The sequence below is a fragment of the Curtobacterium sp. MCLR17_032 genome (assembly GCF_003234795.2).
In the GTDB taxonomy this organism is placed as follows: domain Bacteria; phylum Actinomycetota; class Actinomycetes; order Actinomycetales; family Microbacteriaceae; genus Curtobacterium.
Map to the genome: position 1 here is coordinate 1,226,138 of NZ_CP126268.1, position 26,740 is coordinate 1,252,877.

Here is a 26,740-nt window from a genome sequence, read left to right on the forward strand (position 1 = left end):
CACGTGTTCGGTCGGTGCTACGTTCCTGCACAGCGACGTTGACCGGATGCTCCATCAACAACCGACGCTCGCCACGGCAGTGATGTCGGTGGGCGGCCGTAGGTTCATGGACATCGGAACACGTCCGAAGCCTTGTCGCAGAACGAGTGGCCTTGCACCATCGGCCGGTCCGGACGCGACAGCCTACAGGCGGCCGTCACCAGCACGAAGGAGCATCCCATGCCATCAGCAGTAGACCGCGAGAAGGCCCTCGAGACCGCACTCGCCCAGATCGACCGTCAGTTCGGCAAGGGTGCCGTGATGCGCCTCGGTACCGACGAGCGCGCTCCGGTCGCCGTCATCCCCACCGGCTCCGTCGCGCTGGACGTCGCGCTCGGTATCGGCGGACTTCCCCGTGGCCGCATCATCGAGATCTACGGGCCGGAGTCCTCCGGTAAGACGACGCTGACGATCCACGCCATCGCGAACGCCCAGCGCAACGGCGGCATCGCAGCGTTCATCGACGCCGAGCACGCGCTCGACCCGGAGTACGCCAAGAAGCTCGGTGTCGACATCGACGCACTGCTGGTGTCGCAGCCGGACACGGCCGAGCAGGCGCTCGAGATCGCGGACATGCTCGTCCGTTCGGGCTCCATCGACCTCATCGTCATCGACTCCGTCGCAGCACTCGTGCCGCGTGCCGAGATCGAGGGCGAGATGGGTGACTCGCACGTCGGTCTGCAGGCCCGCCTGATGTCGCAGGCCCTCCGCAAGCTCGCCGGTGGGCTGAACCAGACGCAGACCACGATGATCTTCATCAACCAGCTGCGCGAGAAGATCGGTGTGTTCTTCGGTTCGCCGGAGACCACTTCCGGCGGTAAGGCGCTGAAGTTCTACGCCTCCGTCCGCCTCGACATCCGCCGCATCGAGACCCTGAAGACCGGTACCGAAGCCGTCGGCAACCGGACCCGCGTCAAGGTCGTCAAGAACAAGATGGCGCCGCCCTTCAAGCAGGCCGAGTTCGACATCCTGTACGGCGTCGGCATCTCCCGCGAAGGTTCGCTGCTCGACTTCGGTGTCGACCACAACATCGTCAAGAAGTCCGGTGCCTGGTACACGTACGACGGCGACCAGCTGGGGCAGGGCAAGGAGAACTCCCGCGCCTTCCTGATCCAGAACCCCGAGATCGCCGCTGAGATCGAGGGCAAGATCCTCGCCAAGCTCGGCGTCGGCGGGGCCAAGGAGGCCGCACCGGTCGAGTCCATCGCGCCGAAGGTCGCGAAGGGCGCGTGACGGCCGGACACGACGACGCGGACCTCGCGCCGGTCACCGACCTGTTCGGTGCGCGGTCCCGTCGGGGTTCGTCCGCTGCCGGGTCCCGCGCCGCAGGCCCGGAGTCGGCCGGCCCAGTAGACGAGTCTCCGGGATCCGACAGGACCGCTGGTGCTGACGCCGAAACTGGTGCTGACGTCGGCGCTGGCGCGGAAGTCGACAGCGCCGACGCGGACACCCCGGTGCCGCTGCCGATCCGCGGGGCACAGTCCGAGTGGCTGACTCCCGTGGTCGGCGACGGTTCGGGGCGGACGGCTCGTGCCGAGCAGAGCGGGTACGACGGTGAGGAAGCCGACGCTCCGACCGCCTCGGTCTTCTCGATCACCGGCGGGGAGATCGACCCCGCAGACGCCCCGCGGCCGCTGGACGAACAGCGTGCGGACGCCGAGCGCATCAGCATGCGAGCCCTGAGTCGTCGCGGGGTCAGCACCTCCGAGCTCCGGACGATGCTCGTCAAGCAGGACGAGTTCGATGCCGACGTGATCGAGCACGAGATCGAACGGCTGACGCGGGTCGGCCTCCTCGACGACGTGGCCTTGGCGACCGACCTGGTCGACCGGATGCACGCGCGGAAGGGCCTGGGCCGGCAGGCGATCGTCGCCGACCTCCGCCGCCGGGGGATCGACCAGACGGCCATCGACGCCGCTCTCGAAGCCGCCGCTGACGACGAGGACGACGAGTTCGTCCGTGCGCTCGAACTGGCTGCCAAGCGTGCCGGGCAGATGCGTGGCCTGGACCGGGCGACCGCCGAACGTCGGCTGTCCGGGTTCCTGATGCGCAAGGGCTACAACGGGGGCGTCGTCCGCGTCGCCGTCGAGCGAGCCCTGGACGGACCGCGACGTCCGCCGACCGGGGGCGGGACCGTCCGCTTCGAGTAGGGCGCGACGCGTGACGACGGCCGGGGCGGACGCGCTCCGGCCGTCGTCGTCCCCGGACCTACACTGGTCGATCATGGACACCGTCGCCGCGCGCCCGCGTACCTACGAAGTGCGCACGTACGGGTGCCAGATGAACGTGCACGACTCCGAGCGACTGAGCGGCTCCCTCCGCGCCGCCGGGTACGTCGACGCTGCGGCCTCGGGGTCCGAGCACGAGCAGGCCGACGTCGTCGTCATCAACACCTGCGCGGTCCGCGAGAACGCCGACAAGCGCCTCTACGGCAACCTCGGCCGCCTCGCGTCGATCAAGCGTGACCACCCGGGCATGCAGATCGCCGTCGGCGGATGTCTGGCGCAGAAGGACAAGGACGTCATCCTCGAGAAGGCGCCCTGGGTCGACGTCGTCTTCGGCACGCACAACATGGGGTCGCTGCCGACCCTGCTCGAGCGTGCCCGGCACAACGGCGAGGCACAGCTCGAGATCCTCGAGTCGCTCGAGGTCTTCCCGTCGACGCTGCCCACCAAGCGGGAGTCGACCTCCAGCGGCTGGGTGTCGATCTCCGTCGGCTGCAACAACACCTGCACGTTCTGCATCGTGCCCTCGCTGCGCGGCAAGGAGAAGGACCGCCGGCCGGGTGACGTCCTGGCCGAGATCCAGGCACTCGTCGACGACGGCGCGATCGAGGTCACCCTGCTCGGCCAGAACGTGAACTCCTACGGGGTGGAGTTCGGGGACCGCCAGGCGTTCGGCAAGCTCCTCCGCGCCACCGGGCAGATCGCCGGTCTCGAGCGTGTGCGCTTCACCAGCCCGCACCCGGCCGCGTTCACCGACGACGTCATCGCCGCGATGGCGGAGACCCCGAACGTGATGCCGCAGCTGCACATGCCGCTGCAGTCCGGGTCCGACCGAGTGCTCAAGGCCATGCGCCGGAGTTACCGCAGCGAGCGGTTCCTCGGCATCCTCGACCGGGTCCGCGCGGCCATCCCGCACGCCGCGATCTCCACGGACATCATCGTCGGCTTCCCCGGCGAGACCGAGGCCGACTTCCAGGACACCCTGCGCGTCGTCGAACAGGCCCGCTTCGCGACGGCGTTCACGTTCCAGTACTCGATCCGCCCCGGCACCCCGGCCGCGACGATGGACGAGCAACTGCCGAAGCAGGTCGTGCAGGAACGGTACGAGCGGCTCATCGCCCTGCAGGAACGCATCACCGCTGAAGAGAACTCCCGGCAGGTCGGTCGGACCGTCGAGGTCCTGGTCGCCACGGGTGAGGGCAAGAAGGACGACTCCACGCACCGGCTGTCCGGCCGTGCCGAGGACTCGCGCCTGGTGCACTTCGCCGTCCCGGCCGGGTCCGACGTCCCGCGGCCCGGCGACGTCGTGTCCGTGGAGATCACCCGGTCCGCGCCGCACTTCCTCCTCGCCGACTCCGACGCTCCGCTCCGCATCCGTCGGACCCGCGCCGGTGACGCCTGGGACACCGCGCAGGCCGAGTCCTGCGGTGTCCCGAGCCCGACCGTCGCCGGAGAGGGGCCCCGCCCGGTGTCGCTCGGCCTCCCCACGCTCCGTGTCGGCCGCTGACCCGAGCGGCGACGTCCCGGGCGTCCCCGTCGACCCCGGCGCCCCGCTCATCGCGGTCGCCCCACTCGTCGCGGTCGCCCCCCTCGTCGCCGTAGTCGGGGCGACCGGTACCGGCAAGTCCGAGCTCGCCCTCGACATCGCCGAACGGTACCGAGCGCAGGGACGACGGGCGGAGATCGTCAACGCCGACGCCATGCAGCTCTACCGCGGCATGGACATCGGGACGGCGAAGGTCCCCGAGTCCGAGCGACGGGGCATCCCGCACCACATGTTCGACGTCCTCCGGGTCACCGACGAGGCCAGCGTCGCCGCCTACCAACGCGACGCCCGTGCCGTCATCGCCGACATCACGGACGACGCCGGGGTCGCGGTCCTCGTCGGTGGCAGCGGGCTGTACGTCTCGTCGGTGCTGTTCGACCTCGCGTTCCCGGGCACCGACCCCGTCCTCCGCGAAGAGCTCGAACGTGAGCACCGCGAGCGTGGGCCGAACGTCCTCCTCGAGCGACTCCGCGCCCTCGACCCGCAGGCCGCCGCCGTCATCGACGCGCGGAACCCGCGCCGCCTGATCCGTGCCGTGGAGATCGCGAGCCGATCGGACCGCGTCACCCCGAGCCTCCCGTCCGCCCCGCGGTCCTGGCGGCCGGCCCACGTCCTGCACCTGCGCCGCGACCGCGAGCAGCTCGTCGAGGCGCTGCGCGTGCGGGCCGAGCGGATGTTCGCCGACGGACTGGTCGACGAGGTCGCCGCACTCCGCGACGAGGGGCTCGAGCAAGGCCCCACGGCCCGCGCCGCGATCGGTTACGCGCAGGCGCTGCAGGTCCTCCGCGGCGAGGCGAGCGTCGCACAGGCCATCGAGGCGACCAGCATCGCCACCCGCAAGTACGCCCGTCGGCAGGTGTCCTGGTTCAAGCGCTACGTCGACGGCGACACCACCCACGTCGAGACGCTCGACGTCACCGGCGCCGGCACGGCGGAGCTGTCCGAGCTGGCCCGTAGGATCGTCCCGTGACCGAGCTGCACTTCACCAAGGGCCACGGGACCGGCAACGACTTCGTCCTGTTCGCCGACCCCGACGCCACGGTCGACCTGACCCCCGACCGGATCCGCGCCATCGCCGACCGTCGGTTCGGAGTCGGGGCCGACGGCGTCATCCGTGCCGTGCGGTCCGAGGCGATCCCGGAGGGGCGGGCGATCCTCGCCGAGGACCCCGACGCGACCTGGTTCATGGACTACCACAACGCCGACGGCTCGGTGGCGGAGATGTGCGGCAACGGCATCCGCGTCTTCGCCCGCTACCTGACCGAAGCGGGGCTCGTCGACCTCGAGCCGGGCCGCACGCTGACGGTCGGCAGCCGGAAGGGCGTCGTCGACATCCAGCGCTCCACGAACGGGTTCGCCGCGGACCTCGGACGCTGGGGCCTCGGCATCGAGGGTGGGGGATCGGACGACGTCCTGGTCCGGGCCAAGGCCCTGCCGAACGCACGACCCGGCCTGGGCATCGACGTCGGCAACCCGCACGTCGTCGTCGCGGTCGCCAGCGAGGACGAACTCGCCGGCATCGACCTCACCTACATCCCGGTCCTCGACCCGGCACCGGCCGCGGGGGCGAACGTCGAGTTCGTCCTGCCCGGCGACCCGCTGGTCACCGACGGCGTCGGCGAGATCACCATGCGCGTGCACGAGCGCGGCAGCGGGGAGACGCTGTCCTGCGGCACCGGCGCGGTGGCCGCGGCGCTCGCCACGCGGTACTGGGCCGGAGCGTCGGCGCCGAACACGTGGCGGGTCCGCGTGCCGGGTGGCGTGCTCACGGTGCGCATGACGGCGACGGAGGACGGCGAGCACGTGTCGCTCGCCGGGCCGGCCGAGCTGGTGTTCTCGGGGGACCTGACGGTCTGAGTTCCGTCCTACCCGATGCGACGGGCTGCGGCGCAGCCGTCTCGACGTCGGGTGGCGGTGACGCCGGACGGGAGGCCCGGATCACCCTGGCCGACGTCGCTGCGGCGATCCGCGCCTCCAGGCCGTGACCGCGTGACCACGCGACCGCGTGCGCGCATGACCGCATGACGCCCCGTCAGGCCGTGCGGTGCACCTGGATGACGCGGAAGCCCTTGTCGGTCGTCGCCCGCGTGACCGTGAAGCCGTCGCCCAGCATCTGCTGCAACCAGCGCTGCAGCGAGTCCCCACCGAGGTCCTTCGACACGACCAGCCAGGCGTCGCCGCCCACCGCCAGGCGGGGGATCCAGGTGCGGAGGATGTCGTGCAGTTCGTCCTTGCCGACCCGGATCGGCGGGTTCGACCAGATCGTGGCGAAGGTCCGGTCCGCCGGGATCTCCGTCGGCAGCCCGACGGTGACGTTGTCCGCACCGGCGGTGGCCGCGTTCGTCCGCGCCAGGTCGAGGACGCGCTCGTTGACGTCGACGCCCCAGACGTGGGTGTCCGGCGACTGCAGGGCCATCGTGATCGCCAGCGGACCCCAGCCGCAGCCGACGTCGAGCAGGTCGCCCGCGACGGCCGGAGTGGGCACGTTCTGCAGCAGCACGCTCGTGCCGCGGTCGATGCCGTCGGGGCTGAAGACGCCCGCCGCGGTGGTGAGTTCGAGGGTCCGACCGGCGAGGGTCACCCGGATCTGCCGCGGTCGTGCCGCGCTCTCCGGGGTGGCCGAGAAGTAGTGGTCGTTCGCCATGGAAGAACCGTACCGGGAACCCCGTGTGTCCCGAGGCCTCCGGAGGTACCCTGTGGACAGCATGACGGATACCCATCAGCAGGACGAACAGACCATCCACGACGACAGCGCAGACGGTGTCGTCGAACGAGTGCTGCGCAACGCCGACCAGCGCGCCGCCTCCTCCATCTTCGCGCCGGCACAGGCGATCCAGACCCGCTCGATCGACGAGCAGGGCTGGGACGGCGACGGCGAACAGTACGACCGCGAGGACCGCGCGGCGCTGCGCCGGGTCGGCGGCCTCTCCACCGAGCTCGAGGACGTCACCGAGGTCGAGTACCGGCAGCTCCGGCTCGAGCGGGTCGTCCTGATCGGCGTGTACCCGCAGGGCGACGCCACGGACGCCGAGAACTCCCTCCGCGAACTGTCGGCCCTCGCCGAGACCGCCGGCGCCGTGGTGCTCGACGGGCTGCTGCAGCGCCGTCCGAACCCGGACCCGGCGACCTACCTCGGCAAGGGCAAGGCCCAGGAGCTCGCGATGGTCGTCAAGGCCACCGGAGCCGACACGGTCATCGCCGACACCGAGCTCGCACCCTCGCAGCGCCGTGCGCTCGAGGACGTCGTGAAGGTCAAGGTGATCGACCGCACGGCTGTCATCCTCGACATCTTCAGCCAGCACGCCTCCACCAGAGAGGGCAAGGCGCAGGTCGAGCTCGCGCAGCTCCAGTACCTGCTGCCGCGCCTGCGTGGTTGGGGTGAGTCGATGTCCCGACAGGCCGGTGGTCAGGTCTCCGGCGGTGCGGGCATGGGCTCCCGTGGTCCCGGTGAGACCAAGATGGAGCTCGACCGCCGCAAGATCCACACCCGGATGGCGAAGCTCCGACGACAGATCGCCGGCTTCACCCCGGCGCGTGAGGCGAAGCGTGCCGAGCGCAACCGCAACGAGGTCCCCAGCGTCGCGATCGCCGGCTACACCAACGCCGGCAAGTCCTCGCTGCTCAACCGTCTGACCAGCGCGGGCGTGCTCGTCCAGAACCAGCTGTTCGCGACGCTGGACTCGACGGTCCGCCGCACGAACACCGCGAAGGGCCGCGAGTTCACGTTCACCGACACCGTCGGGTTCGTCCGCAACCTGCCGCACCAGCTGGTCGAGGCGTTCCGCTCCACCCTCGAAGAGGTCGGCGACGCGGACGTCATCGTGCACGTGGTCGACGGCTCGCACCCGGACCCGGCAGCACAGCTCGCCACGGTCCGCGAGGTCATCGGCGACGTCGGTGCCCGGGACGTCCCCGAGGTCGTCGTCTTCAACAAGGCCGACCTGGTCGACGACACCCAGCGGATGCTGCTGCTCGGGCTCGCGCCGGACGCCGTGTTCGTCTCCGCCCGCACGGGCGAGGGGATCCCGGACCTGCTCGAGGCGATCGAAGCGCGTCTGCCCGAGCCGGACGTCGAGCTCACGGTCGTGGTGCCGTTCTCGCGCGGCGACCTCGTGTCGCACCTGCACGACTCCGGGGCGGTCGAGTCGCTCGACTACGTGGAGGAGGGCACGCGCCTCCGGGTGCGCGTCTTCCAGCGGGAGGTCGCCGAGCTCGACCCGTACGTGGTCGCGCCGGTCGCCTCCGCCTGACGGCGCGCCTGACTGACGGGAGGCGCGGTGCCAGCTGGCACCGCGCCTCCCGTCGTCGTACGTCTTGCGGGGGTTCAGAGGGAGCGGAGGACCGCCACCACCTTGCCGAGGACGGTCGCCGCGTCACCGAGGATCGGCTCGAACGCGGTGTTGCGGGGGAGCAGCCACGTGTGGCCGTCGCGCTGGCGGAAGACCTTGACGGTCGCTTCCTCGTCGAGCATCGCGGCGACGACGTCACCGTTCTCCGCCGTCTGCTGCGACCGGACGACGACCCAGTCGCCGTCGCAGATCGCGGCGTCGATCATCGACTCGCCGACGACCTTGAGCATGAAGAGGTCACCCGTCCCGACCAGCTGGCGGGGGAGTGGGATGATCTCGTCGACGTGCTGCTCGGCGGTGATCGGGACACCGGCGGCGATCCGGCCGACCAGGGGCACGAGTGTCGTGGCGTCGACGTCGGGGCCGTCGGAGTCGGGCGTGGGCTCGTCGACCAGCACCTCGAGCGCACGGGGGCGGTTCGGGTCGCGGCGGATCCAGCCGCCGAGCTCGAGCTGCCCGAGCTGGTGGGACACGCTCGACAGTGACGAGAGTCCGGCCGCGTCGCCGATCTCGCGCATGCTCGGCGGGTAGCCCCGGCTCGCGATCGACGCTCGGATCGCGTCGAGGATCGACTGCTGCTTCGCCGTCAACGGTTTCTGTCCGCGCAGTTCGTCCACCACGTCTCGCCCTTCGTCCGGAGTGGAACCGAGCCCCGCGGGAATGTCAGTGGTCCCGATGAGACTTGCTCCAGTCGATCGAAACAGTATCCGACCGTGACATGTCGGACAAACACCTGTTCGAGCGTGTCGCAAGAAAACTCCCCACAAATCCCCTCCTGGGGGTTGTGCATCCTCCGAGTCGAACGTATGTTCGGTACACGGCTTCGGACGACCGACACGGTCGGACCGGCACCAACGCAAGCAGGAAGGCAACGACATGAGCACCAACGCCATCGCGGACATGCAGCACACCGCAGCACCCGCAGCGCGCACGCGCCTCCGTCTCACCCGTCGCGGGCGAGTGGTCTTCACCACCCTCGCGGCCGTTCCCGTCCTGCTCTGCGTCGGCATCGCGATGCTGAACGGCGGCCAGGCCTCGGCCGGTGACCGTGCGGCGAACGTGCACTTCGACACCGTGACCATCCAGCCGGGGGAGACCCTGTGGCAGGTCGCCGAGGACACCGCGCCGAACACCGACCCCCGTGACTTCATCCAGGACGTCGTGAGCCTGAACGCGCTCAACGGTTCCGCAGTGCAGGCCGGGCAAGAGATCTCGATCCCCACGCAGTACGAGCACTGACCCGCTCCCGACGGGCCGGGCAGGTCGGCGTTCGCCCCTGGCGTGACCGTCCGGACGGCCGGTCCCCACGCGGGCAGCGCGGCCTACGATGGATCGGTGGCAACCACGCTCGAAGACCTCCCCATCCGCGACGACCTGCGCGGGCAGAGCCCCTACGGCGCCCCGCAGAAGCACGTCCGCGTGCAGCTCAACGTCAACGAGAACACCCATCCGGTTCCGGCGGACGTGGCAGAGGACATCGTCGCCTCGATCCGCCAGGCCCTGACGACCGTGAACCGGTACCCCGACCGCGAGTTCACCGAGTTGCGGCAGTCCCTCGCCGGGTACCTCGGCCACGGCCTGGGTGCTGAGTCGATCTGGGCGGCGAACGGGTCGAACGAGGTCATCCAGCAGCTGCTGCAGGCGTTCGGTGGCCCCGGGCGCAGTGTGCTCGGCTTCCCGCCCACCTACTCGATGCACTCGATCATCGCCTCGAGCACTGGCAGCCGATGGATCGCCGCTCAGCGTGACGACGAGTTCCGCATCTCTCCCGAGACCGCCGTCTCCGCGGTCCAGGAGCACCAGCCCGACCTGGTGTTCCTCTGCGGCCCGAACAACCCGACGGGGACGCCGCTCGACCTCGCCACGATCGAGGCCGTGTACGACGCCACCGACGGCATCGTGATGGTCGACGAGGCCTACGCCGAGTTCATGCCCGCCGGCCAGCCGACGGCACTGACCCTGCTGCCGGGGCGCCCGCGCCTGGTGGTCTCCCGGACGATGAGCAAGGCCTTCGCGTTCGCCGGCGCCCGCGTCGGTTACCTCGCAGCAGACCCCGCGGTGATCGACGCCCTGCGCCTGGTCCGCCTGCCCTACCACCTGTCCGCGCTCACCCAGGCGGCGGCGGTCGCGGCCCTCCGGCATGCCCCGGAGATGCTCCGCATGGTCGACGACATCCGCGGCCAGCGGGACCGGATGGTCACGGAGCTGCGGGCGATGGGCTACCAGCCGCACGAGACGTGGTCGAACTTCGTCCTGTTCGGTGGCGTCGCCGACCCGCGTGCGGCGTTCGAGTCGCTGCTCGAGCGCGACGTGATCGTCCGCGACCTGGGCATCCCGAACCACCTCCGCGTCAGCGCCGGCACGACCGAGGAGACCACCGCGTTCCTCGACGCCATGCGTGCGGTCGCCGCCGAGCAGCCGCCCGTTAGGGTTGGATCATGACCGCGCGCACCGCCGAGATCACCCGCTCGACGAGTGAGTCGACCGTCTCCCTGTCGCTCGACCTCGACGGCACCGGGAAGTCCGAGATCTCGACCAGCGTGCCGTTCTTCGACCACATGCTGACCGCGTTCAGCAAGCACTCGCTGATCGACCTGCGCGTGCAGAGCTCGGGCGACACGGACATCGACGTGCACCACACGGTGGAGGACACCGGCATCGTCCTGGGGCAGGCGCTCCGCCAGGCACTCGGCGACCGTGCCGGCATCGGCCGCTACGGCGACGCCCTGGTCCCGCTCGACGAGGCACTGGCGCAGGCGGTCGTCGACGTCTCCGGCCGGCCCTACCTCGTGCACACCGGGGAGCCCGCAGGCTTCGAGTTCCACCGGATCGGTGGGCACTTCACCGGCTCGATGGTGCGTCACGTGTTCGAGGCGATCACGATGAACGCCGGCATCACCGTCCACCTCCGCGTCCTCGAGGGACGCGACCCCCACCACATCGCGGAGGCTGAGTTCAAGGCCTTCGCCCGCGCGATGCGCCATGCCGTCGAACTCGACCCGCGCGTCGACGGCATCCCGTCCACGAAGGGCACGTTGTGAGCTCCACCCGCCCGAACGTCGTCGTCCTCGACTACGGCTCCGGCAACGTCCACTCGGCGGCGAAGGCGTTGGAACGCGCCGGCGCCGACGTCACGCTCTCGAACGACAAGCAGACGGCCCTCGCCGCCGACGGACTCCTGGTCCCCGGCGTCGGCGCGTTCGCGGCCGTCGTCGACCAGCTCGAGGGGGTGCGCGGCGGCGAGATCGTCGACCACCGTCTGGCCGGTGGGCGCCCGGTGCTCGGCATCTGCGTCGGCATGCAGGTCCTCTTCGCCCGTGGTGTCGAGCGCGGCGCCGACGTCGAGGGCCTCGGGCAGTGGCCGGGCGTCGTCGAGCCGATCAAGGCGGACGTGCTGCCGCACATGGGGTGGAACACGATCGACGCCCCCCAGGACTCGGTGCTCTTCGACGGCCTCCGCGACGAGCGGTTCTACTTCGTGCACTCCTACGGGGTCACCGACTTCCCGCTCGACGCCTACGGTCCGTTCCGCGCGCCGAAGCTGACGTGGGCCGAGCACGGGGAACGCTTCATCGCCGCCGTCGAGAACGGCCCGCTGAGCGCGACGCAGTTCCACCCGGAGAAGTCCGGCGAGCCCGGCATCCGCCTCCTCCGCAACTGGGTCTCGTCGCTGTGACCCCCGATCCCGACGGGACCATGACCGAGCTCTCCACCACCCAGCCCCTCGTCCTCCTGCCCGCGGTCGACGTCGTCGACGGCCAGGCGGTGCGCCTCACCCAGGGCGAAGCCGGCAGCGAGACGGGGTACGGCGACCCGGTCGCCGCCGCCCGCACCTGGCGCGACCAGGGCGCCGAGTGGATCCACCTCGTCGACCTCGACGCCGCCTTCGGTCGCGGTGACAACCGTCGCGTCATCGCGCACGCCATCCGGGAGGTCGAGGGGGTCTCCGTCGAACTCTCCGGTGGCATCCGCGACGACGCCTCGCTCGAGGCCGCGCTGGCGACCGGTGCCGCCCGGGTCAACCTCGGCACCGCTGCGCTCGAGAACCCCGAGTGGGCGGCCCGGGTGATCGGGCAGTACGGCGAGCAGATCGCCGTGGGCCTCGACGTCCGCGGCACCACCCTGGCCGCCCGTGGGTGGACCGAGGACGGCGGCGACCTCTGGGAGGTCCTCGACCGGCTCGAGGACGCCGGATGTGCGCGGTACGTGGTCACCGACGTGACCAAGGACGGCACGCTGCAGGGCCCGAACGTCGACCTGCTGCGCCAGGTCTGCGACCGCACCGACCAGCCGGTGGTGGCCTCGGGCGGCATCTCGACGCTCGACGACCTCCGTGCGCTCCGCGAACTCGTGCCGCACGGGCTCGAGGGCGCGATCATCGGCAAGGCCCTGTACACGGGGGCGTTCACGCTGCCGGCCGCACTCGACATCGCGTCGGAGTAGCCGCGTGGCGGGCATCTCGAACGGCCGGGGTGCCGGCCCGGACCCCGACGAGCAGGCAGTGCCTGCCCACGACCACGCGGCCGACTCCGCCGGCAACCCGTGGGCCGGCCGCACGTTCGACGCGCACGACACGACCTTCACCGAGGACGACGGCCTGGCCGATCCCGCCGTCGTCGCCGCGATCACCGCGGTCGCGTCCGGAGGCCCGCACGCCGCGGTCGTCGACGCCCTCCGCACCGCCCGTCTGCTCATCCCGCTCGTCGCCGAGGCCGGCGACGTGGGGGAGACCCCGGACGGCCGGATCGTCGACAAGACCCAGGAGCTCTCGATCGTCACGGTCGCCGGTCCCGACGGTCGTGCGGTGATGCCCGCCTTCACCTCGGTCGAGGCGATGCGCTCCTGGGACGCGGACGCCCGGCCGATCCCGGTCGAGTCCCGTCGGGTCGCGATGGCCGCCGCGAGCGAGGACACGCAGCTCGTCGTGCTCGACCCGACGGCAGCGACCGAGTTCGTCCTCCGCCGGCCCGCGGTGTGGGCGCTCGGCCAGGACCTGCCGTGGACGCCGTGCTCCGAGGACCCGGAGGTCGCGCGGGCCTTCGCCGGCACGATCGAGACCGAGCCCGCCGTGGTCCGGATCGAGCTGTCGCCGGGGGACCCGCTGTCCCGGTTCGCCGGGCCCGAGCTGACCGTCGGCCTCCGGCTCATCGCCGGCCTCGACCGCGAGCAGATCGCCGAGCTGGTCGGCCGCCTGCAGCAGCGGTGGGCGAGCGACCCGGTCATCGCGGAACGGGTCGACAGCATGCGCGTCGCCCTCCGCGCCGCCTGACCGACGGCACCGGCATCGAGACCGGCCGTCGGTCGGACACGGCCGGGAGGCGCGCCCTCCGTCCGCCCCGACCCGCACCCCACGCGGCGGTGCGGCCCGACCCCGTGCGAGCGCGCCGGTACGATGGCCCGGTGAGCAGCACCCCGACGACAGCCTCCGGCACCGGCGACATCGTCACGGGTCCGACCGGTCGGCCTGTGCGGGCGTTCCCCGTGCCGGAAGAGCTGGACGGCCACGGTCCCGCACGCATCATCTCCCTGTGCAACCAGAAGGGCGGGGTCGGCAAGACCACCACCGCCATCAACCTCGGTGCCACGCTCGCCGAGTACGGCCGCCGTGTGCTGGCCGTCGACTTCGACCCGCAGGGCGCACTGTCCGCCGGTCTCGGTGTCCGGACGCACGACATCCCCACGGTCTACGACCTGCTGATGGGCGCCGTGAAGGACCCGAACCAGGTCATCCAGCCGACGAACGTGCCGCTGCTCGACGTCATCCCCGCCAACATCGACCTGTCCGCGGCCGAGGTGCACCTGGTCAACGAGGTCGCCCGCGAGCAGATCCTGGCGAGCGTGCTGCGGAAGGTGTCGAACGACTACGACGTCATCCTCATCGACTGCCAGCCGTCGCTCGGCCTGCTCACCGTGAACGCCCTCACCGCGGCGCACGGCGTGCTCATCCCGCTCGAGTGCGAGTTCTTCGCCCTGCGCGGTGTCGCCCTGCTCATCGAGACGATCGACAAGGTGCGGGACCGGCTGAACCCGGCACTGCTGCTCGACGGCATCCTGCCGACCATGTACGACTCGCGGACCCTGCACTCGCGGGAGGTCATGGAGCGCGTCGTCGAGACCTTCGGCGACCGGGTCCTCGACACCGTCATCGGGCGCACCGTGAAGTTCCCGGACGCGACCGTCTCGGCGCGACCGATCACGCAGACCGCTCCGGACCACGCTGCGGCCCATGCCTACCGGCAGCTGGCCCGAGAGCTCGTCCAGCGTGGCGCCGTCGCCTGAGGACCCGGCCACGAGCCTCCCGTCCGCATCGGCCGGACACGCCGACAGCGCGACCGACGCGCCGGTCGGCACCACGACGGCACCCGGGTTCCGGGTCCGTCTCAGCAACTTCGACGGACCGTTCGACCTGCTGCTGTCGCTCATCGCGAAGCACGAGCTGGACATCACCGAGGTCGCCCTCAGCGTCGTCACCGGCGAGTTCATCGCGTACGTGCGGCAGGCCTCGTCGAGTGAGGAACTCGACGAGGCGAGCGAGTTCCTGGTCGTCGCCGCGACCCTGCTCGACCTGAAGATCGTCGGTCTGCTGCCGCAGGGTGAACTCGTCGACGCCGAGGACGTCGCCCTGCTCGAAGCCCGCGACCTGCTGTTCGCCCGACTGCTGCAGTACCGGGCGTTCAAGCAGGCGGCGGACTGGTTCGGCGACCGCTGGGGTGCCGAGTCGCGACGCCACGTCCGGAGCGTCCGGCTCGAGGAGCGGTTCCGCGCCCGGACGCCGGAACTCGTCTGGACGCTGTCCGTGCAGGACTTCGCGGCGATGGCGGCGCTGGCCTTCGCACCGAGAGAGATCCCGACCGTCGGACTCGACCACCTGCACGCCCCCGCGATCAGCATCCGGGAGCAGGCGGCCATCGTGGTGTCGGTCCTCCGCACCCGCGCCGACGAGGGCACGCCGGACGTCACGTTCCGGGAACTCATCGCCGGGGTCGACCAGGCGGGTATCGTGGTGGCTCGTTTCCTCGCGATCCTGGAGCTGTACCGGAACGCCTCCATCTCGTTCGAACAACTCGAACCGCTCGGGGAACTGGTCCTCCGGTGGACCGCGCTCGACTGGACGGACGAGAGCCTCGCGAACCTGGGAGCCGACTATGACGGATGACGTGCACGCGCACGGCGCTCGGTCGCGCGCCGGGGGATCCGCCGAGCCGGGCGGGGCGGACGAGATCGAGGACGCCCGTGCGCTCGAGGTCGAGCTGCGCGGCGCCGCAGCCGCCACGGACGCGCTCGCAGACCTGGCCGCCGACGTGCCCGTCGACCGGCAGCTCGAAGCGATCCTGATGATCGCCGACCAGCCGCAGTCCCTCGTGGCCCTCGCCGCCGCCGTCGGTGCACCGGTCCCCGACGTCCGGCAGGCCGTCGACCGCCTGGTCGCCGACTTCGACGGCACCGACGGCACCGTGCGGCGCGGCTTCGAACTCCGCGAGGTCGGCGGCGGTTGGCGCTTCTACGTCCGTGCCGAGCTCGACGCCGTCGTCGAGCAGTTCGTCGAGGCGGAACGTCCGGCACGCCTGTCCCAGGCGGCCCTCGAGACCCTCGCCGTGGTCGCCTACAAGCAGCCGATCACCCGCTCCCAGATCGCCGCGATCCGGGCCGTCAACGTCGACGGCGTGGTCCGCACGCTCGTCGCGCGCGGCCTCATCGAGGAGTCGTTCACCGACTCCGAGACCGGCGCGATCAACTACGTCACCTCCGAGTTGCTGCTCCAGCAGCTCGGCATCAACTCGCTCGACGAGCTTCCGCTCATCTCGCCCCTCCTGGAGGACGGCGCGGACGGTTTCGGGCAGACCGGAAGGATCCCCGATGGCCGGGTTTGACCAGAACGACCGTGCACGACGAGACGACGACCGCCGCGGCGGGTCCGGACGTCCGGGCGGTGACCGGCCGGGAGGCGCGGGTCGCCGCGACGACGCACCCCGCGGACGCGACGGGGCCGGCTCCGGCGGGTACCGCGGACGCGACGACCGTGGCGCCCGTGCTGACCGTGGCGCCGGGGGCGACCGTGGTGGGTACCGCGGGGGAGACGACCGTTCCTCCGGCGGGTACCGCGGGCGCGACGACCGGGCCGGTGGCAGCGAGCGTGGTGGGTACCGCGGGCGTGACGAGCGTGGCGGCGACCGTCCCACGGGTGGGTTCCGTGGCCGCGATGACCGTGGCGGGGACCGTCCGACGGGTGGGTTCCGTGGGCGTGACGAGCGTGGTGGTGACCGTCCGACCGGTGGGTACCGCGGGCGTGATGAGCGTGGCGGTGACCGTCCGACCGGTGGGTACCGTGGCGGCGACGACCGCAGCAGTGGTGGGTACCGCGGTCGTGACGACCGTTCCTCTGGTGGGTTCCGTGGCCGCGATGACCGTGGTGGGGACCGTCCGACGGGTGGGTTCCGTGGGCGCGATGACCGTGGTGGGGACCGTCCGACGGGTGGGTTCCGTGGGCGCGATGACCGTGGCGGTGACCGTCCGACGGGTGGGTTCCGTGGGCGTGACGAGCGTGGCGGTGACCGTCCGACGGGTGGGTTCCGTGGCCGCGATGACCGTGGTGGGGACCGTCCGACCGGTGGGTACCGCGGGCGTGACGAGCGCGGGGGAGACCGCCCGACCGGTGGGTACCGTGGCGGCGACGACCGCAGCAGTGGTGGGTACCGCGGTCGTGACGACCGTTCCGCCGGTGGGTTCCGTGGCCGCGATGACCGTGGTGGGGACCGTCCGACCGGTGGGTTCCGTGGGCGTGACGACCGTGGTGGGGACCGTCCGACCGGTGGGTTCCGTGGGCGTGACGAGCGCGGCGGTGACCGTCCGACCGGCGGGTACCGCGGCGGCGACGACCGCAGCAGCGGTGGGTACCGCGGGCGGGACGACCGTCCCTCCGGCGGGTACCGCGGCAACGACGACCGCGCTGCCGGTGGGTACCGCGGACGTCCCGAGCGCGACACGCGCGGCGCCGACCGACGCAGCGACGACCGTGGCGGCTTCGTGAGCCGTGACGACGACCGCGGACGCTTCGTGCGCCGCGACGACGCCGGCGACCGCCGGACCGGTGACAGCCGGACCGGTGGACGCGACGACCGTGGTGGGTACCAGGGGCGTGACTCCCGCGGTGGCCGTGACGAGCAGCGTGGTGGGTACCAGGGACGCGACTCCCGCGGCGGCCGCGACGACCGCGGTGGCCGTGACGAGCAGCGCGGTGGGTACCGCGGGCGTGACGACCGCGGAGCCTCCCGTCGTCCGGACGACCGTGGCGCCGAGCGCGGTGCCGACCCCCGCCGCGAGGACCGTCGCAGCCCGGACGGTGCCCCGAGCAGCGTGTGGCACAACGGCCGCCGCTACGTCGGTGGCACGACCAGCCCGCGCAACGACCCCGCACGCAAGCGGACGACGCCCCTCCCGGCCGGGGAGCGCGACGACGCCGGGCGGCCCGCCGAGGGCACACCCGAACGCCCGATCATCCCCGACTGGGACCCGGCGGACGGGACGACGACCGCCGGGGGCGAGCCGGACCTCCAGGAAGGCGGTGAGCGCCTGCAGAAGGTGATCGCCGCTGCCGGTGTGGCGAGCCGTCGAGTCGCGGAGAACCTGATCTCCGAGGGCCGCGTGACCGTGAACGGCGAGGTCGCCGACATGCTCGGCCGTCGCGTCGACCCGGACACCGACGAGGTCGCGGTCGACGGGGTGCCGGTGCAGACCGACACCTCCCGGCGGTACGTGGTCCTCAACAAGCCGACCGGTGTGGTCTCGAGCATGCAGGACGAGCACGACCGTCCCGACCTGTCGCAGTACGTCGAGCAGTTCGAGGAGCGGCTGTTCAACGTCGGCCGACTCGACTTCGACACCGCCGGGCTGCTCATCCTGACCAACGACGGCGGGCTCGCCCACGTCCTGGCGCACCCGTCGTTCGGCGTGACGAAGACCTACGTCGCGAAGGTCGACGGCAACATGGTCCCCTCGACGCTGCAGATGCTGCTCGAGGGCATCGAGCTGGAGGACGGCCAGATCGCCGCCGACAAGGCGCGGCTGCTCGAGTCCTCGCGCGGGGAGTCGCTCGTCGAGATCACGCTGCACTCCGGCCGCAACCGGATCGTGCGCCGCATGCTCGAAGCGGTCGGACACCCGGTCCTCGAGCTCGTGCGCCGGTCGTTCGGACCGCTGCAGCTCGGCAGCCTGGCGCCGGGCGAGGTGCGCGAGTTGACCACGGTCGAGCTCGGCAAGCTGCTCGGCATCGCCCGGACCGCGGACACCCGCACCGGCGACGACGACGCGGAGAGCACGGACTGACGAGCGGGTCGATCGTCGCGGTCTGACCGCGACACGGACGGCGCCGGACCTGGTGGGGACTTCTCCACAGGCCCGGCGCCGTCCTGCTGCCCGGCACCTGCGCTCGATAGGCTTGCCGGGTGACCGACGCCAGCACGACCGCGACCGACGGAGAACCGTCGCGCGCCGACATCGACCGCCGTGTGCGCGGACCGGTGCGGATCGTCGGGACCGGACTGCTCGGTGCCTCGATCGGCCTGGCCCTGCGTGACAAGGGGGTGGAGGTCGTCCTCGACGACGTCTCCCCGGCCGCGTTGGCGCTCGCCGTCGACTACGGCGCCGGACGACCGCCGGCAGCGGGGGACGAACCTGAACTGATCGTGGTCGCCGTGCCGCCGGACGTCACCGCGACGGTCGTGGAGCGTGAACTCCGCAACCACCCGAACGCCGTCGTCACCGACGTCGCCAGCGTCAAGTCCGGGCCGCTCGACCGCCTGCGTGCCGTCGGTGCGGACGTCTCGCGGTACATCGGTTCGCACCCGATGGCCGGCCGCGAACGCAGTGGTCCGACCGCCGCCCGTGCCGACCTGTTCATCGGTCGTCCCTGGGTCATCGCCGGCCACGACGACATCAGCCACCAGCGTGCCGCCGTGGTCGAACACCTGGCGCTCGACCTCGGAGCGACGGTCGTTCCGATGGACCCGGAGTCGCACGACCGGGCGGTCGCGGTCGTCTCCCACGCGCCGCAGCTGGTCGCGACGCTGATGGCCTCGCGCCTCCGCGACGCCCCCGGCGAAGCCCTCGGCCTGGCCGGCGGTGGTGTCCGCGACGTCACGCGCATCGCCGCGAGCGACCCGGGCCTGTGGGTGCAGATCATCGGTGCCAACGCGGAGCACATCCGCCCGGTGCTCGCCGACCTCCGTGACGAACTCGACCGGGTGCTCACCGCGCTCGCCGACCCCGCCGCGGCCGGGTCCCCGCGCGCCATCGCCGAGACGATGGCGTCGGGCAACCGCGGCGTCGAGCGACTGCCCGGCAAGCACGGGTCCACCGCACGTTTCGCCCAGGTCGTCGTCCTGATCGACGACCGACCCGGGCAGTTCGCCGAACTCCTCACCACCATCGGGGAACTCGGCATCAACCTCGAGGACCTGCGCCTCGAGCACTCGCCCGGAGCGCAGATCGGCATCGTCGAGGTGTCGGTCGTCCCGGAGCACGAACAGCGACTCGTCGAGGAACTCGAGGGTCGCGGATGGAGGATCGCAGCAGCATGGGCCTGAACGACAACGACACCACGCTCGAGTCCGGCGTCACCGGCGGCCCGGACGCCCCCGACTCCGGTCTGCCGACGCCGGCCGACCAGCCCGGACCCCTCGGCGGCGGCGACGTCACCGGCGGCCCGGGCGGACAGGGCGGCGGCGAACTCGGTTCGACGCGCGACCCGATGCCGGCCGGTCTGCCCGCCGGCGCCTTCGTGGCGAAGTTCGTCATCGCCGTCGACGGTCCCGCCGGCAGCGGCAAGTCCAGCGTGTCCCGTGCTGCCGCCCGCGCGCTCGGCTTCGGCTACCAGGACACCGGTGCCGCCTACCGCGCACTCGCCTGGCACGCACTGCAGCAGGACGTCGACCTGGACGACCCCGCCGCGGTCGTCGCCGCCTTCGACTCGTTCGACTACGCCATCGGTACCGACCCCGACGACTACTTCGTGCGGGTCGGCGGTGTCGACGTGACGGACGCCATCCGCACCCCCGACGTCACCGCCGCGGTGGCGCACATCGCGAAGCTGCCGGAGGTCCGGGCCAAGCTCGTTTCGCTGTTCCGCCAGGTCATGCGGATGGCCGAGGGACAGGGCATCATCACCGAAGGGCGCGACATCACGACGGTGGTCGCACCTGACGCCGAAGTCCGGATCCTGTTGACGGCCGACGAATCCGTTAGGATGGCACGTCGGTCGGCAGAGGTCACGACCCAGTCGGCCGAAGAGACCTCGGCTGCCCTCGCCCGTCGGGACGCTGCCGATGCGAAGGTCGTCGACTTCATGAACGCCGCCGACGGCGTCACCACCCTCGACTCCACCGACCTCGACTTCGACCAGACCGTGCAGGCGGTGGTCGACCTGGCCCGCTCGGCCACGAACTGACAGCAACCCGGCCACACGGCCGCACCTGAACCACGAACACGCGGCCCACCGGCCGCCGGCAAGGAAACCACCATGGCGCAGCTGGACGACCGAAGCGACGACGACTTCCCCGAGTACGACGACTCGCTCGGAGAGCGGCTCGCCGGCATCGACGACGCCGAAGCGGACCAGCGTGCAAGCGCGCTCCGCGTCGGTCTCGACGAGTACGACCTGGACGACGAGGACCTCGCGCTCCTCGAAGCCGGCAAGCTCGGCGTCGACGGGGTCGCGTACCTGTCGGCACTGCCGGTGCTCGCGATCGTCGGCCGCCCGAACGTCGGCAAGTCGCAGCTCGTGAACCGCATCCTCGGCCGCCGTGAAGCCGTCGTGCAGGACACCCCCGGTGTCACCCGCGACCGCGTCAGCTACAAGGCCGAGTGGAACGACAAGCGCTTCACCATCGTCGACACCGGTGGGTGGGAGCCCGATGCCAAGGGCATCAACGCCTCGGTCGCCGCCCAGGCCGAGGTCGCGATCGACCTCGCCGACGCGGTGCTGTTCGTCGTCGACGTCACGGTCGGCATCACCGCCACCGACGAGCACGTCGTCAAGATGCTCCGCGGCACCGACCGTCCGGTCATCGTCGCGGCGAACAAGTCCGACGACGAGCGCCGCGACCTCGAGGCGTACTCGCTCTGGAACCTCGGTCTGGGCGAGCCGCACCCGGTGTCGGCCCTGCACGGCCGTGGCGTCGCGGACCTCCTCGACCTCATCATCTCGACGCTGCCGGACGTGTCCGCGGTCGCCAAGCAGGAGATCGGCGGCCCCCGTCGCGTCGCCATCCTCGGCCGACCGAACGTCGGCAAGAGCTCGCTGCTCAACAAGGCCGCCGGTGAAGAGCGCGTCGTGGTCAACGAGCTCGCGGGTACGACCCGTGACCCGGTGGACGAGCAGATCGAACTCGGCGGCAAGACCTGGCGCTTCGTCGACACCGCCGGCATCCGGAAGCGCGTGCACCTGCAGCAGGGTGCCGACTTCTACGCCTCGCTCCGCACCACCGCGGCACTTGAGAAGGCCGAGGTCGCGGTCGTCGTCCTCGACGTCACCGAGCCGGTGTCCGTGCAGGACCTCCGCATCATCGACCTGGTCCTCGAGTCCGGTCGTGCGCTGGTGCTGGCCTACAACAAGTGGGACCTGTTGGACGACGAGCGCCGCCGCTACCTCGAGCGCGAGATCGAGCAGGACCTGGCGCACGTCGCCTGGGCCCCGCGCGTGAACATCTCCGCCCGCACCGGCCGTCACCTCGAGAAGCTCGTGCCCGCCCTCGAGACCGCCCTCGAGTCGTGGGACACCCGCATCCCGACCGGCAAGGTCAACGCCTTCGTCGCCGAACTGGTCCAGGAGCACCCGCACCCGGTCCGCGGCGGCAAGCAGCCCCGCATCCTGTTCGCCACGCAGGCGTCGAGCCAGCCGCCGACGTTCGTGCTCTTCACCTCGGCGTTCCTCGACCCGCAGTACCGCCGGTTCATCACCCGGCGTCTCCGCGAGGTGTGGGGCTTCGACGGCACGCCGATCGTGGTCAACATGCGAGTGCGCGAGCGCCGGAAGCGCTGATCGGTCATGTCCGCGCCACGAGGGGAGCGATCGACGTCACGACGTCGATGGCCCGTCGTGGCCGGGCTCGTGCTGCTCGTCGTGGTCGCCGTCGGTGCAGTTGCGCAATGGCACACCCCGGACGGCGCCCCGTCGGCCTCGGCGCCTGATCCGTCCTCGGACGCGGACGATGCGGGGATCGGGGACGACGTTGGGATGTCGATCGGCCACGGGTTCATCCCGGACGAGCCGACACCGGACGCGACCGGCACCACGAGCGTGGTGGACGCCGCGACCGGGCTCCCGGTCGACGCGGCACAGGCCGTCGGTCCCTGGTGGCGACGCGCCCTGCCGATCGCGGGCGACCTCGTCCCGATCCGCGGCGAGGTCCGCGGGAACGTCCGGCTCGAGGTCGTCGGGGAGCAGGTCGTCCAGGTCGTCCTCACCGGCGTGCAGGTGACGGCGAGCCCCGATCCGACCGGGTCGACGAAGACCGGGTCAACCACGACCGGGTCGGCTGCCTCGACCCGCTCGCACATCGGCGCGGTGCGCGTCGAGCTGTCCTCGGGTGACGTGATCGGCACCGAACGGGCGCAGTGGACCGGCGCCGACGTCCCCGCCGACTTCGGCTCCTTCACCCCGGACGGCGAACACACCGTGCTCGTCATCGTCGACCCACAGGACCTGCCGCCCGTGGTGCACTCCGTGCTCCTCGTCGACGCCGACACCGGAGACCTGCTCGGCGGCGCCGAGCTGCTGCCCGTCTTCTGACCGGGGTCGCGTGTCGGGGGAGGGCGTGCCTCCCGGCCGACCGGACCGGCGGCCGGGGAGACGGGCCGACGTCGGTCGTCGTGCCGGACCGGTGTCGTGCCGGACCGGCGTCGGGCCGGTGAACCGGCGGGACTCTCAGCCGTCCGGGAGGCCCGTGGCAGCGCCGCCCCGCTGGATACGGCACCATGGGACGGTGACGCAGCGACCCTCCGGCCTGGCAGCGACCGCTGACCGGGCGTGGAACCGGCTCCGCCTGGACCGCCTGGCCGGCGGCCGGCAGGGCGGCTACGTCATCCGCGAGGACATGCTCGCCCACCCCGACACGGTCCGCTCGTTCCGGTGGATCCGGTGGCTCCTCGTCGCCGAGACCGTCGTCGGCCTGACCGCGATCGTCGTCGCCGTGCTGCTGACCCGCGCCGGAGAGACGGTGCCGTGGGCGGTCTGGTTCCGAGCGACGGTCGTGTTGCTCATCACCCTGACGCTCTACGTGTTCGCGTGGCGGGCGCAGCTCGGCTACTACTGGGCGTACCAGCGGCTGCGGCTGTTCAGCCGGATCTTCCCGATCGTGACGCTGGTGATCGCGGCGATCCCGGGCCTCTACCCGTTCTGGATGGTCATCGAGCAGATCGTGTTCTCGGTGCTGATGGTCGGGATCGGCGACGTGCTGACCAGCGACCAAATGCGGCTCACGTTCCCGAAGCCGGTGCGCCGGCAACCGTAGGCCCCGGGCAGATGCAGCACCGAGGAGCATCGTGGGGTCCATGACCACGACATCGCTCCCCGGCGGCACGTTCCGCCTCGCCGACGACCTCGAACTCACCCGCGTCGGGTACGGCGCCATGCAGCTCGCCGGACCGAACGTGTTCGGTCCTCCCGCCGACCGCGACGAGGCGCTCCGGGTGCTCCGGACCGTTGTCGAACTCGGCATCACCCACATCGACACCGCCGAGTTCTACGGCCCGCACGTCACGAACGAACTCATCCGCGAAGCGCTCGCGCCCTACGGGGACGACGTGCACCTCGTGACGAAGGTCGGCTCCGTGCGGGACGCCAAGGGCAACTGGGTGCCTACCCGGCAGCCCGACGACCTGGTGGCGCAGGTGCACGAGAACCTCCGCACCCTCGGGCTCGAGCAGCTCGAGGTCGTGAACATCCGGATGGGTGGGTTCGACGCCCCGCAGTCCGGCTCGATCGCCCCGCAGGTGGAGGCGCTCGCCCGCCTGCAGGAGGAAGGCCTCGTCCGCCACATCGGACTGTCGACCGTCAGCGCGGAGCAGCTCGACGAGGCGCAGAGCTACGTGCCGATCGTCTGCGTGCAGAACATGTACAACGTGGCCCGTCGGGAGGACGACGCCCTCGTCGACCTCACCGCGTCGCAGGGCATCGCGTACGTGCCGTACTTCCCGCTGGGTGGGTTCTCGCCGATCCAGTCCGGGGCGCTCGACCGGGTCGCGGAGCGCCTGGAGGTGTCGCGCCTGACGGTGGCGCTGTCCTGGCTGCTCCAGCGGTCCCCGAACATGCTGCTGATCCCGGGGACGTCCTCGGTGGACCACCTGCGGGACAACGTGGCGTCGGCCGGGTTCGCGCTGCCGGACGACGCCGTCGCCGAACTCGACGCGATCGGGTCGGCCGCCTGAGGCTCAGCCGCCGGCCGTCAGGCGACGGTGGCTAGGGCGAACGGCAACACGGCCGAGGCTCCGGCTCGTCGGAGTTCCCGTCCCGCCACCGTCATGGTCCACCGGCTGTCGACCAGGTCGTCGACGAGCAGGACCGGCCCCTCGTGCACCTGCAGTGCGGCCGCGAGTTCCGGTCCGACGACGAAGGTGTCCCAGACGCCCGACAGCCGGTAGGCGCTGTTCGTCGCACCGTCGCCACGCGGTGTCCCACCGTCGCGGTCGAGGGTGCCGAGGTGCTGCAGCCGCCCGATCGAGGACAGCGCCTGGGCGAGCGACGCGACGAGCTGCGGCCGGGAGCGCGAGGACATCGCGACGACCCCGGTCGGCCGGGTCTCCCACGGCCAGTCCTTGAGCGCGCGGACGCAGCCGTCGACGAGTTCGCGGGACACCGGTGCGTCCGGGGTGGCGTTCGCGAACAGAGCGCGGAGCGGCCCACCCCAGCCGAGGTCGGTCAGTCGGGCGACGGCACGACCCGGGGCGACGAGTTCGCCGGCCGGGATCTTGCCCTTCACCGCGACGCCGAGCGACGCCATGCCCGAGGGCCACTGCGCACGCGGGGCGATCTCGACGCCGACCTGGTCGAGGGCGTTCGCGGCCCCCGTGCGGTCGGCGTCCGAGACGTCCGTCGGGTACCAGGCACCGGCGCAGTTGTCGCACCGCCCGCAGGGTTCGGCGGTCGGGTCGTCGAGGTCCTGCTGGAGCAACTGCATCCGGCACGCACTGGTCGACTCGTAGGTGAGCATCGACGCGGCCTCGGCAGCGCGGGCAGCGGCGACCCGCTCGTAGCGTGCGGCGTCGTACTCCCATGGTCGACCGGTCGCGACCCAGCCGCCACCGACCCGACGCACGGCGCCGTCGACGTCGAGCACCTTGAGGAGCAGTTCCAACGTCGACCGCTTGATGTCGACGAGCCCTTCGAGCGCGACGGTCGACATGGCGCTGTCGGTGGAGAGCGCTCCGAGCACGGCGGAGGCGCGGGACTCGGTCGGCATCGACGCGCTGGCGAAGTACTGCCAGATCTCCTGGTCCTCACGCCCCGGCAGCAGCAGCACGTCGGCGTTGTCGGTGGCACGCCCGGCACGACCGATCTGCTGGTAGTACGCGACGGGGGAGGACGGCGCGCCGATGTGGACGACGAAGCCAAGGTCGGGCTTGTCGAACCCCATGCCCAGCGCACTGGTCGCCACGAGCGCCTTCAGCTCGTTGTTCTTCAGCTGCCCTTCGAGCTGCTCGCGTTCGTCGTTGTCGGTCCGGCCGGTGTAGGCGCGGACGGCGTACCCGGATTCGCGGAGGAGCCGGGCGATGTCCTCGGCCGCCGAGACGGTGAGCGTGTAGATGATGCCGCTACCGGGCAGGTCGCCGAGGTGGGCGAGCAGCCAGCCGAGACGGGCGCGGGCGTCGGGCAGCGTCAGCACCCCGAGCCGCAGCGAGGCGCGGGCGAGCGAGCCGCGGATGGTGAACACCGGGTCCTCGGGCCCGGCGGTCAGCTGTTCGGCCACGTCCTCGACCACGCGCTCGTTCGCGGTGGCCGTGGTCGCGAGGACGGGCACGCCGTGCGGCAGGGACCGGATGAGCTCGGCGAGACGTCGGTAGTCCGGCCGGAAGTCGTGGCCCCAGTCGGAGATGCAGTGGGCTTCGTCGACGACGAGCATGCCCATCCGTCCGATCAGCGCCGGTAGCTGTTCGTCGCGGAACTTCGGGTTGTTCAGCCGCTCGGGGGAGACCAGCAGCACGTCGACCTCGTCACGGGCGAGGGCCGCCTGGGTCTCGGTCCACTCGTGGGCGTTCGCGGAGTTGATCGACACCGCTCGGACCCCGGCCCGGGCCGCGGCGGCGACCTGGTCGCGCATCAGGGCGAGCAGCGGCGACACCAGGACGGTCGGCCCACCGCCCCGACGACGGAGCAGCAGGGTGGCGAGGAAGTACACGGCGGACTTGCCCCACCCGGTGCGCTGCACGACGAGCGCCCGCTGCCGGTGCTCGACCAGTGCGGAGATGGCTTCGAGCTGCCCGGGGTGGAAGACCGCGTCGACCCGACCCGTCAGCGCCTGCAGGGCCTCCTGCGCCTCGGCCGCGACGGCAGCGGACGGCGGGACGGGGGAGGCAGCAGGTGAACTCAT

At 71.6% G+C, this 26,740-nt stretch carries 26 protein-coding genes; 22 read left to right on the forward strand and 4 right to left on the reverse strand.

Features of this window, described 5'->3' with window-relative positions; all coding sequences use genetic code 11:
• The first annotated feature begins 219 nt into the window (after positions 1–219).
• From recA to dapF, 5 genes are all read left to right on the forward strand, one after another.
• On the forward strand, positions 220–1,272 hold the full coding sequence (gene recA, locus DEI97_RS05780) for a recombinase RecA (protein ID WP_110904761.1): 1,053 nt from the start codon (positions 220–222) through the stop codon (positions 1,270–1,272).
• Positions 1,269–2,189 (forward strand): regulatory protein RecX, encoded by a 921-nt coding sequence (locus tag DEI97_RS05785; protein ID WP_111075495.1) that lies wholly within the window; start codon positions 1,269–1,271, stop codon positions 2,187–2,189. The genes recA and DEI97_RS05785 overlap by 4 nt, the downstream gene beginning before the upstream one ends.
• A gap of 73 nt (positions 2,190–2,262) precedes the next feature.
• Positions 2,263–3,771 (forward strand): tRNA (N6-isopentenyl adenosine(37)-C2)-methylthiotransferase MiaB, encoded by a 1,509-nt coding sequence (gene miaB / locus DEI97_RS05790; protein ID WP_111075532.1) that lies wholly within the window; start codon positions 2,263–2,265, stop codon positions 3,769–3,771.
• 49 nt (positions 3,772–3,820) lie between these two features.
• On the forward strand, positions 3,821–4,780 hold the full coding sequence (miaA, locus tag DEI97_RS05795; RefSeq protein WP_111075531.1) for a tRNA (adenosine(37)-N6)-dimethylallyltransferase MiaA: 960 nt from the start codon (positions 3,821–3,823) through the stop codon (positions 4,778–4,780).
• Positions 4,777–5,667 (forward strand): diaminopimelate epimerase, encoded by an 891-nt coding sequence (dapF, locus tag DEI97_RS05800; RefSeq protein WP_111075494.1) that lies wholly within the window; start codon positions 4,777–4,779, stop codon positions 5,665–5,667. Before miaA ends, dapF begins: the two co-directional genes overlap by 4 nt.
• A 175-nt stretch (positions 5,668–5,842) precedes the next feature.
• Here dapF and DEI97_RS05805 read toward each other — a convergent pair whose 3' ends face one another.
• Entirely contained in the window at positions 5,843–6,454 is a 612-nt protein-coding gene (locus DEI97_RS05805; protein ID WP_111075493.1) for a class I SAM-dependent methyltransferase, read from the reverse strand.
• A gap of 61 nt (positions 6,455–6,515) precedes the next feature.
• On the opposite strand from DEI97_RS05805, the gene hflX reads away from it, so the two are divergent.
• Positions 6,516–8,060: a GTPase HflX gene (hflX, locus tag DEI97_RS05810; RefSeq protein WP_111075530.1), complete on the forward strand. Its 1,545-nt coding sequence runs from the start codon at positions 6,516–6,518 to the stop codon at positions 8,058–8,060.
• A 74-nt stretch (positions 8,061–8,134) separates the two neighbouring features.
• On the opposite strand, the gene lexA is transcribed toward hflX, so the two are convergent.
• Positions 8,135–8,779, reverse strand: coding sequence for a transcriptional repressor LexA (gene lexA / locus DEI97_RS05815; protein ID WP_111075492.1), 645 nt, complete (start codon positions 8,777–8,779; stop codon positions 8,135–8,137).
• Positions 8,780–9,035: 256 nt separating this feature from the next.
• Here lexA and DEI97_RS05820 point away from each other — a divergent pair, with 256 nt between their 5' ends.
• The 9 genes from DEI97_RS05820 to scpB all read left to right on the forward strand — a co-directional run bounded on the left by DEI97_RS05820 (position 9,036) and on the right by scpB (position 16,030).
• A complete protein-coding gene (locus DEI97_RS05820; protein ID WP_111075491.1) occupies positions 9,036–9,398 on the forward strand; it encodes a LysM peptidoglycan-binding domain-containing protein in 363 nt (120 codons plus the stop codon).
• A gap of 96 nt (positions 9,399–9,494) precedes the next feature.
• A complete protein-coding gene (locus DEI97_RS05825; RefSeq protein ID WP_111075529.1) occupies positions 9,495–10,601 on the forward strand; it encodes a histidinol-phosphate transaminase in 1,107 nt (368 codons plus the stop codon).
• Positions 10,598–11,200: an imidazoleglycerol-phosphate dehydratase HisB gene (hisB, locus tag DEI97_RS05830; protein ID WP_111075490.1), complete on the forward strand. Its 603-nt coding sequence runs from the start codon at positions 10,598–10,600 to the stop codon at positions 11,198–11,200. The genes DEI97_RS05825 and hisB overlap by 4 nt, the downstream gene beginning before the upstream one ends.
• Positions 11,197–11,835, forward strand: a complete 639-nt coding sequence (gene hisH, locus DEI97_RS05835; protein ID WP_111075489.1) for an imidazole glycerol phosphate synthase subunit HisH — start codon at positions 11,197–11,199, stop codon at positions 11,833–11,835. The genes hisB and hisH overlap by 4 nt, the downstream gene beginning before the upstream one ends.
• Before the next feature lie 20 nt (positions 11,836–11,855).
• Entirely contained in the window at positions 11,856–12,602 is a 747-nt protein-coding gene (gene priA / locus DEI97_RS05840; RefSeq protein ID WP_111075488.1) for a bifunctional 1-(5-phosphoribosyl)-5-((5-phosphoribosylamino)methylideneamino)imidazole-4-carboxamide isomerase/phosphoribosylanthranilate isomerase PriA, read from the forward strand.
• 4 nt (positions 12,603–12,606) lie between these two features.
• A complete protein-coding gene (locus tag DEI97_RS05845; protein ID WP_111075487.1) occupies positions 12,607–13,428 on the forward strand; it encodes an SseB family protein in 822 nt (273 codons plus the stop codon).
• Positions 13,429–13,559: 131 nt separating this feature from the next.
• Positions 13,560–14,438, forward strand: a complete 879-nt coding sequence (locus DEI97_RS05850) for a ParA family protein (protein ID WP_111075486.1) — start codon at positions 13,560–13,562, stop codon at positions 14,436–14,438.
• Entirely contained in the window at positions 14,422–15,315 is an 894-nt protein-coding gene (locus tag DEI97_RS05855; RefSeq protein ID WP_181439305.1) for a segregation and condensation protein A, read from the forward strand. Before DEI97_RS05850 ends, DEI97_RS05855 begins: the two co-directional genes overlap by 17 nt.
• Positions 15,305–16,030, forward strand: coding sequence for an SMC-Scp complex subunit ScpB (scpB, locus tag DEI97_RS05860; protein ID WP_111075484.1), 726 nt, complete (start codon positions 15,305–15,307; stop codon positions 16,028–16,030). Before DEI97_RS05855 ends, scpB begins: the two co-directional genes overlap by 11 nt.
• Here scpB and DEI97_RS17785 read toward each other — a convergent pair.
• Positions 15,957–17,522, reverse strand: coding sequence for a hypothetical protein (locus DEI97_RS17785; RefSeq protein ID WP_258376744.1), 1,566 nt, complete (start codon positions 17,520–17,522; stop codon positions 15,957–15,959). The genes scpB and DEI97_RS17785 overlap by 74 nt on opposite strands.
• 207 nt (positions 17,523–17,729) lie before the next feature.
• On the opposite strand from DEI97_RS17785, the gene DEI97_RS05870 reads away from it, so the two are divergent.
• The 7 genes from DEI97_RS05870 (at position 17,730) to DEI97_RS05900 (ending at position 24,581) form a co-directional block, all read left to right on the forward strand.
• A complete protein-coding gene (locus tag DEI97_RS05870; protein WP_258376747.1) occupies positions 17,730–18,482 on the forward strand; it encodes a pseudouridine synthase in 753 nt (250 codons plus the stop codon).
• A gap of 119 nt (positions 18,483–18,601) precedes the next feature.
• Positions 18,602–19,741, forward strand: coding sequence for a prephenate dehydrogenase (locus DEI97_RS05875; RefSeq protein WP_111075482.1), 1,140 nt, complete (start codon positions 18,602–18,604; stop codon positions 19,739–19,741).
• A 164-nt stretch (positions 19,742–19,905) separates the two neighbouring features.
• On the forward strand, positions 19,906–20,601 hold the full coding sequence (cmk, locus tag DEI97_RS05880) for a (d)CMP kinase (RefSeq protein ID WP_111075528.1): 696 nt from the start codon (positions 19,906–19,908) through the stop codon (positions 20,599–20,601).
• 72 nt (positions 20,602–20,673) lie between these two features.
• Entirely contained in the window at positions 20,674–22,194 is a 1,521-nt protein-coding gene (gene der, locus DEI97_RS05885) for a ribosome biogenesis GTPase Der (RefSeq protein WP_111075481.1), read from the forward strand.
• A 195-nt stretch (positions 22,195–22,389) separates the two neighbouring features.
• Entirely contained in the window at positions 22,390–22,944 is a 555-nt protein-coding gene (locus DEI97_RS05890) for a hypothetical protein (protein ID WP_146248189.1), read from the forward strand.
• Between the two features lie 193 nt (positions 22,945–23,137).
• Positions 23,138–23,665: a hypothetical protein gene (locus DEI97_RS05895; protein ID WP_111075479.1), complete on the forward strand. Its 528-nt coding sequence runs from the start codon at positions 23,138–23,140 to the stop codon at positions 23,663–23,665.
• Between the two features lie 40 nt (positions 23,666–23,705).
• Positions 23,706–24,581: an oxidoreductase gene (locus DEI97_RS05900; RefSeq protein ID WP_111075478.1), complete on the forward strand. Its 876-nt coding sequence runs from the start codon at positions 23,706–23,708 to the stop codon at positions 24,579–24,581.
• Between the two features lie 17 nt (positions 24,582–24,598).
• Here DEI97_RS05900 and DEI97_RS05905 read toward each other — a convergent pair whose 3' ends face one another.
• Positions 24,599–26,740, reverse strand: coding sequence for a RecQ family ATP-dependent DNA helicase (locus DEI97_RS05905; RefSeq protein WP_181439304.1), 2,142 nt, complete (start codon positions 26,738–26,740; stop codon positions 24,599–24,601).

Excerpts from the sequence above, each read along its gene's own strand:
- recA (WP_110904761.1), top strand. The coding sequence starts at position 220 with ATGCCATCAGCAGTAGACCGCGAGAAGGCCCTCGAGACCGCACTCGCC.
- miaB (WP_111075532.1), top strand. The coding sequence starts at position 2,263 with ATGGACACCGTCGCCGCGCGCCCGCGTACCTACGAAGTGCGCACGTAC.
- DEI97_RS05805 (WP_111075493.1), bottom strand. The coding sequence starts at position 6,454 with ATGGCGAACGACCACTACTTCTCGGCCACCCCGGAGAGCGCGGCACGA.
- hflX (WP_111075530.1), top strand. The coding sequence starts at position 6,516 with ATGACGGATACCCATCAGCAGGACGAACAGACCATCCACGACGACAGC.
- DEI97_RS05820 (WP_111075491.1), top strand. The coding sequence starts at position 9,036 with ATGAGCACCAACGCCATCGCGGACATGCAGCACACCGCAGCACCCGCA.
- hisB (WP_111075490.1), top strand. The coding sequence starts at position 10,598 with ATGACCGCGCGCACCGCCGAGATCACCCGCTCGACGAGTGAGTCGACC.
- priA (WP_111075488.1), top strand. The coding sequence starts at position 11,856 with ATGACCGAGCTCTCCACCACCCAGCCCCTCGTCCTCCTGCCCGCGGTC.
- scpB (WP_111075484.1), top strand. The coding sequence starts at position 15,305 with ATGACGGATGACGTGCACGCGCACGGCGCTCGGTCGCGCGCCGGGGGA.
- cmk (WP_111075528.1), top strand. The coding sequence starts at position 19,906 with ATGCCGGCCGGTCTGCCCGCCGGCGCCTTCGTGGCGAAGTTCGTCATC.
- der (WP_111075481.1), top strand. The coding sequence starts at position 20,674 with ATGGCGCAGCTGGACGACCGAAGCGACGACGACTTCCCCGAGTACGAC.
- DEI97_RS05890 (WP_146248189.1), top strand. The coding sequence starts at position 22,390 with ATGTCGATCGGCCACGGGTTCATCCCGGACGAGCCGACACCGGACGCG.
- DEI97_RS05900 (WP_111075478.1), top strand. The coding sequence starts at position 23,706 with ATGACCACGACATCGCTCCCCGGCGGCACGTTCCGCCTCGCCGACGAC.
- DEI97_RS05905 (WP_181439304.1), bottom strand. The coding sequence starts at position 26,740 with ATGAGTTCACCTGCTGCCTCCCCCGTCCCGCCGTCCGCTGCCGTCGCG.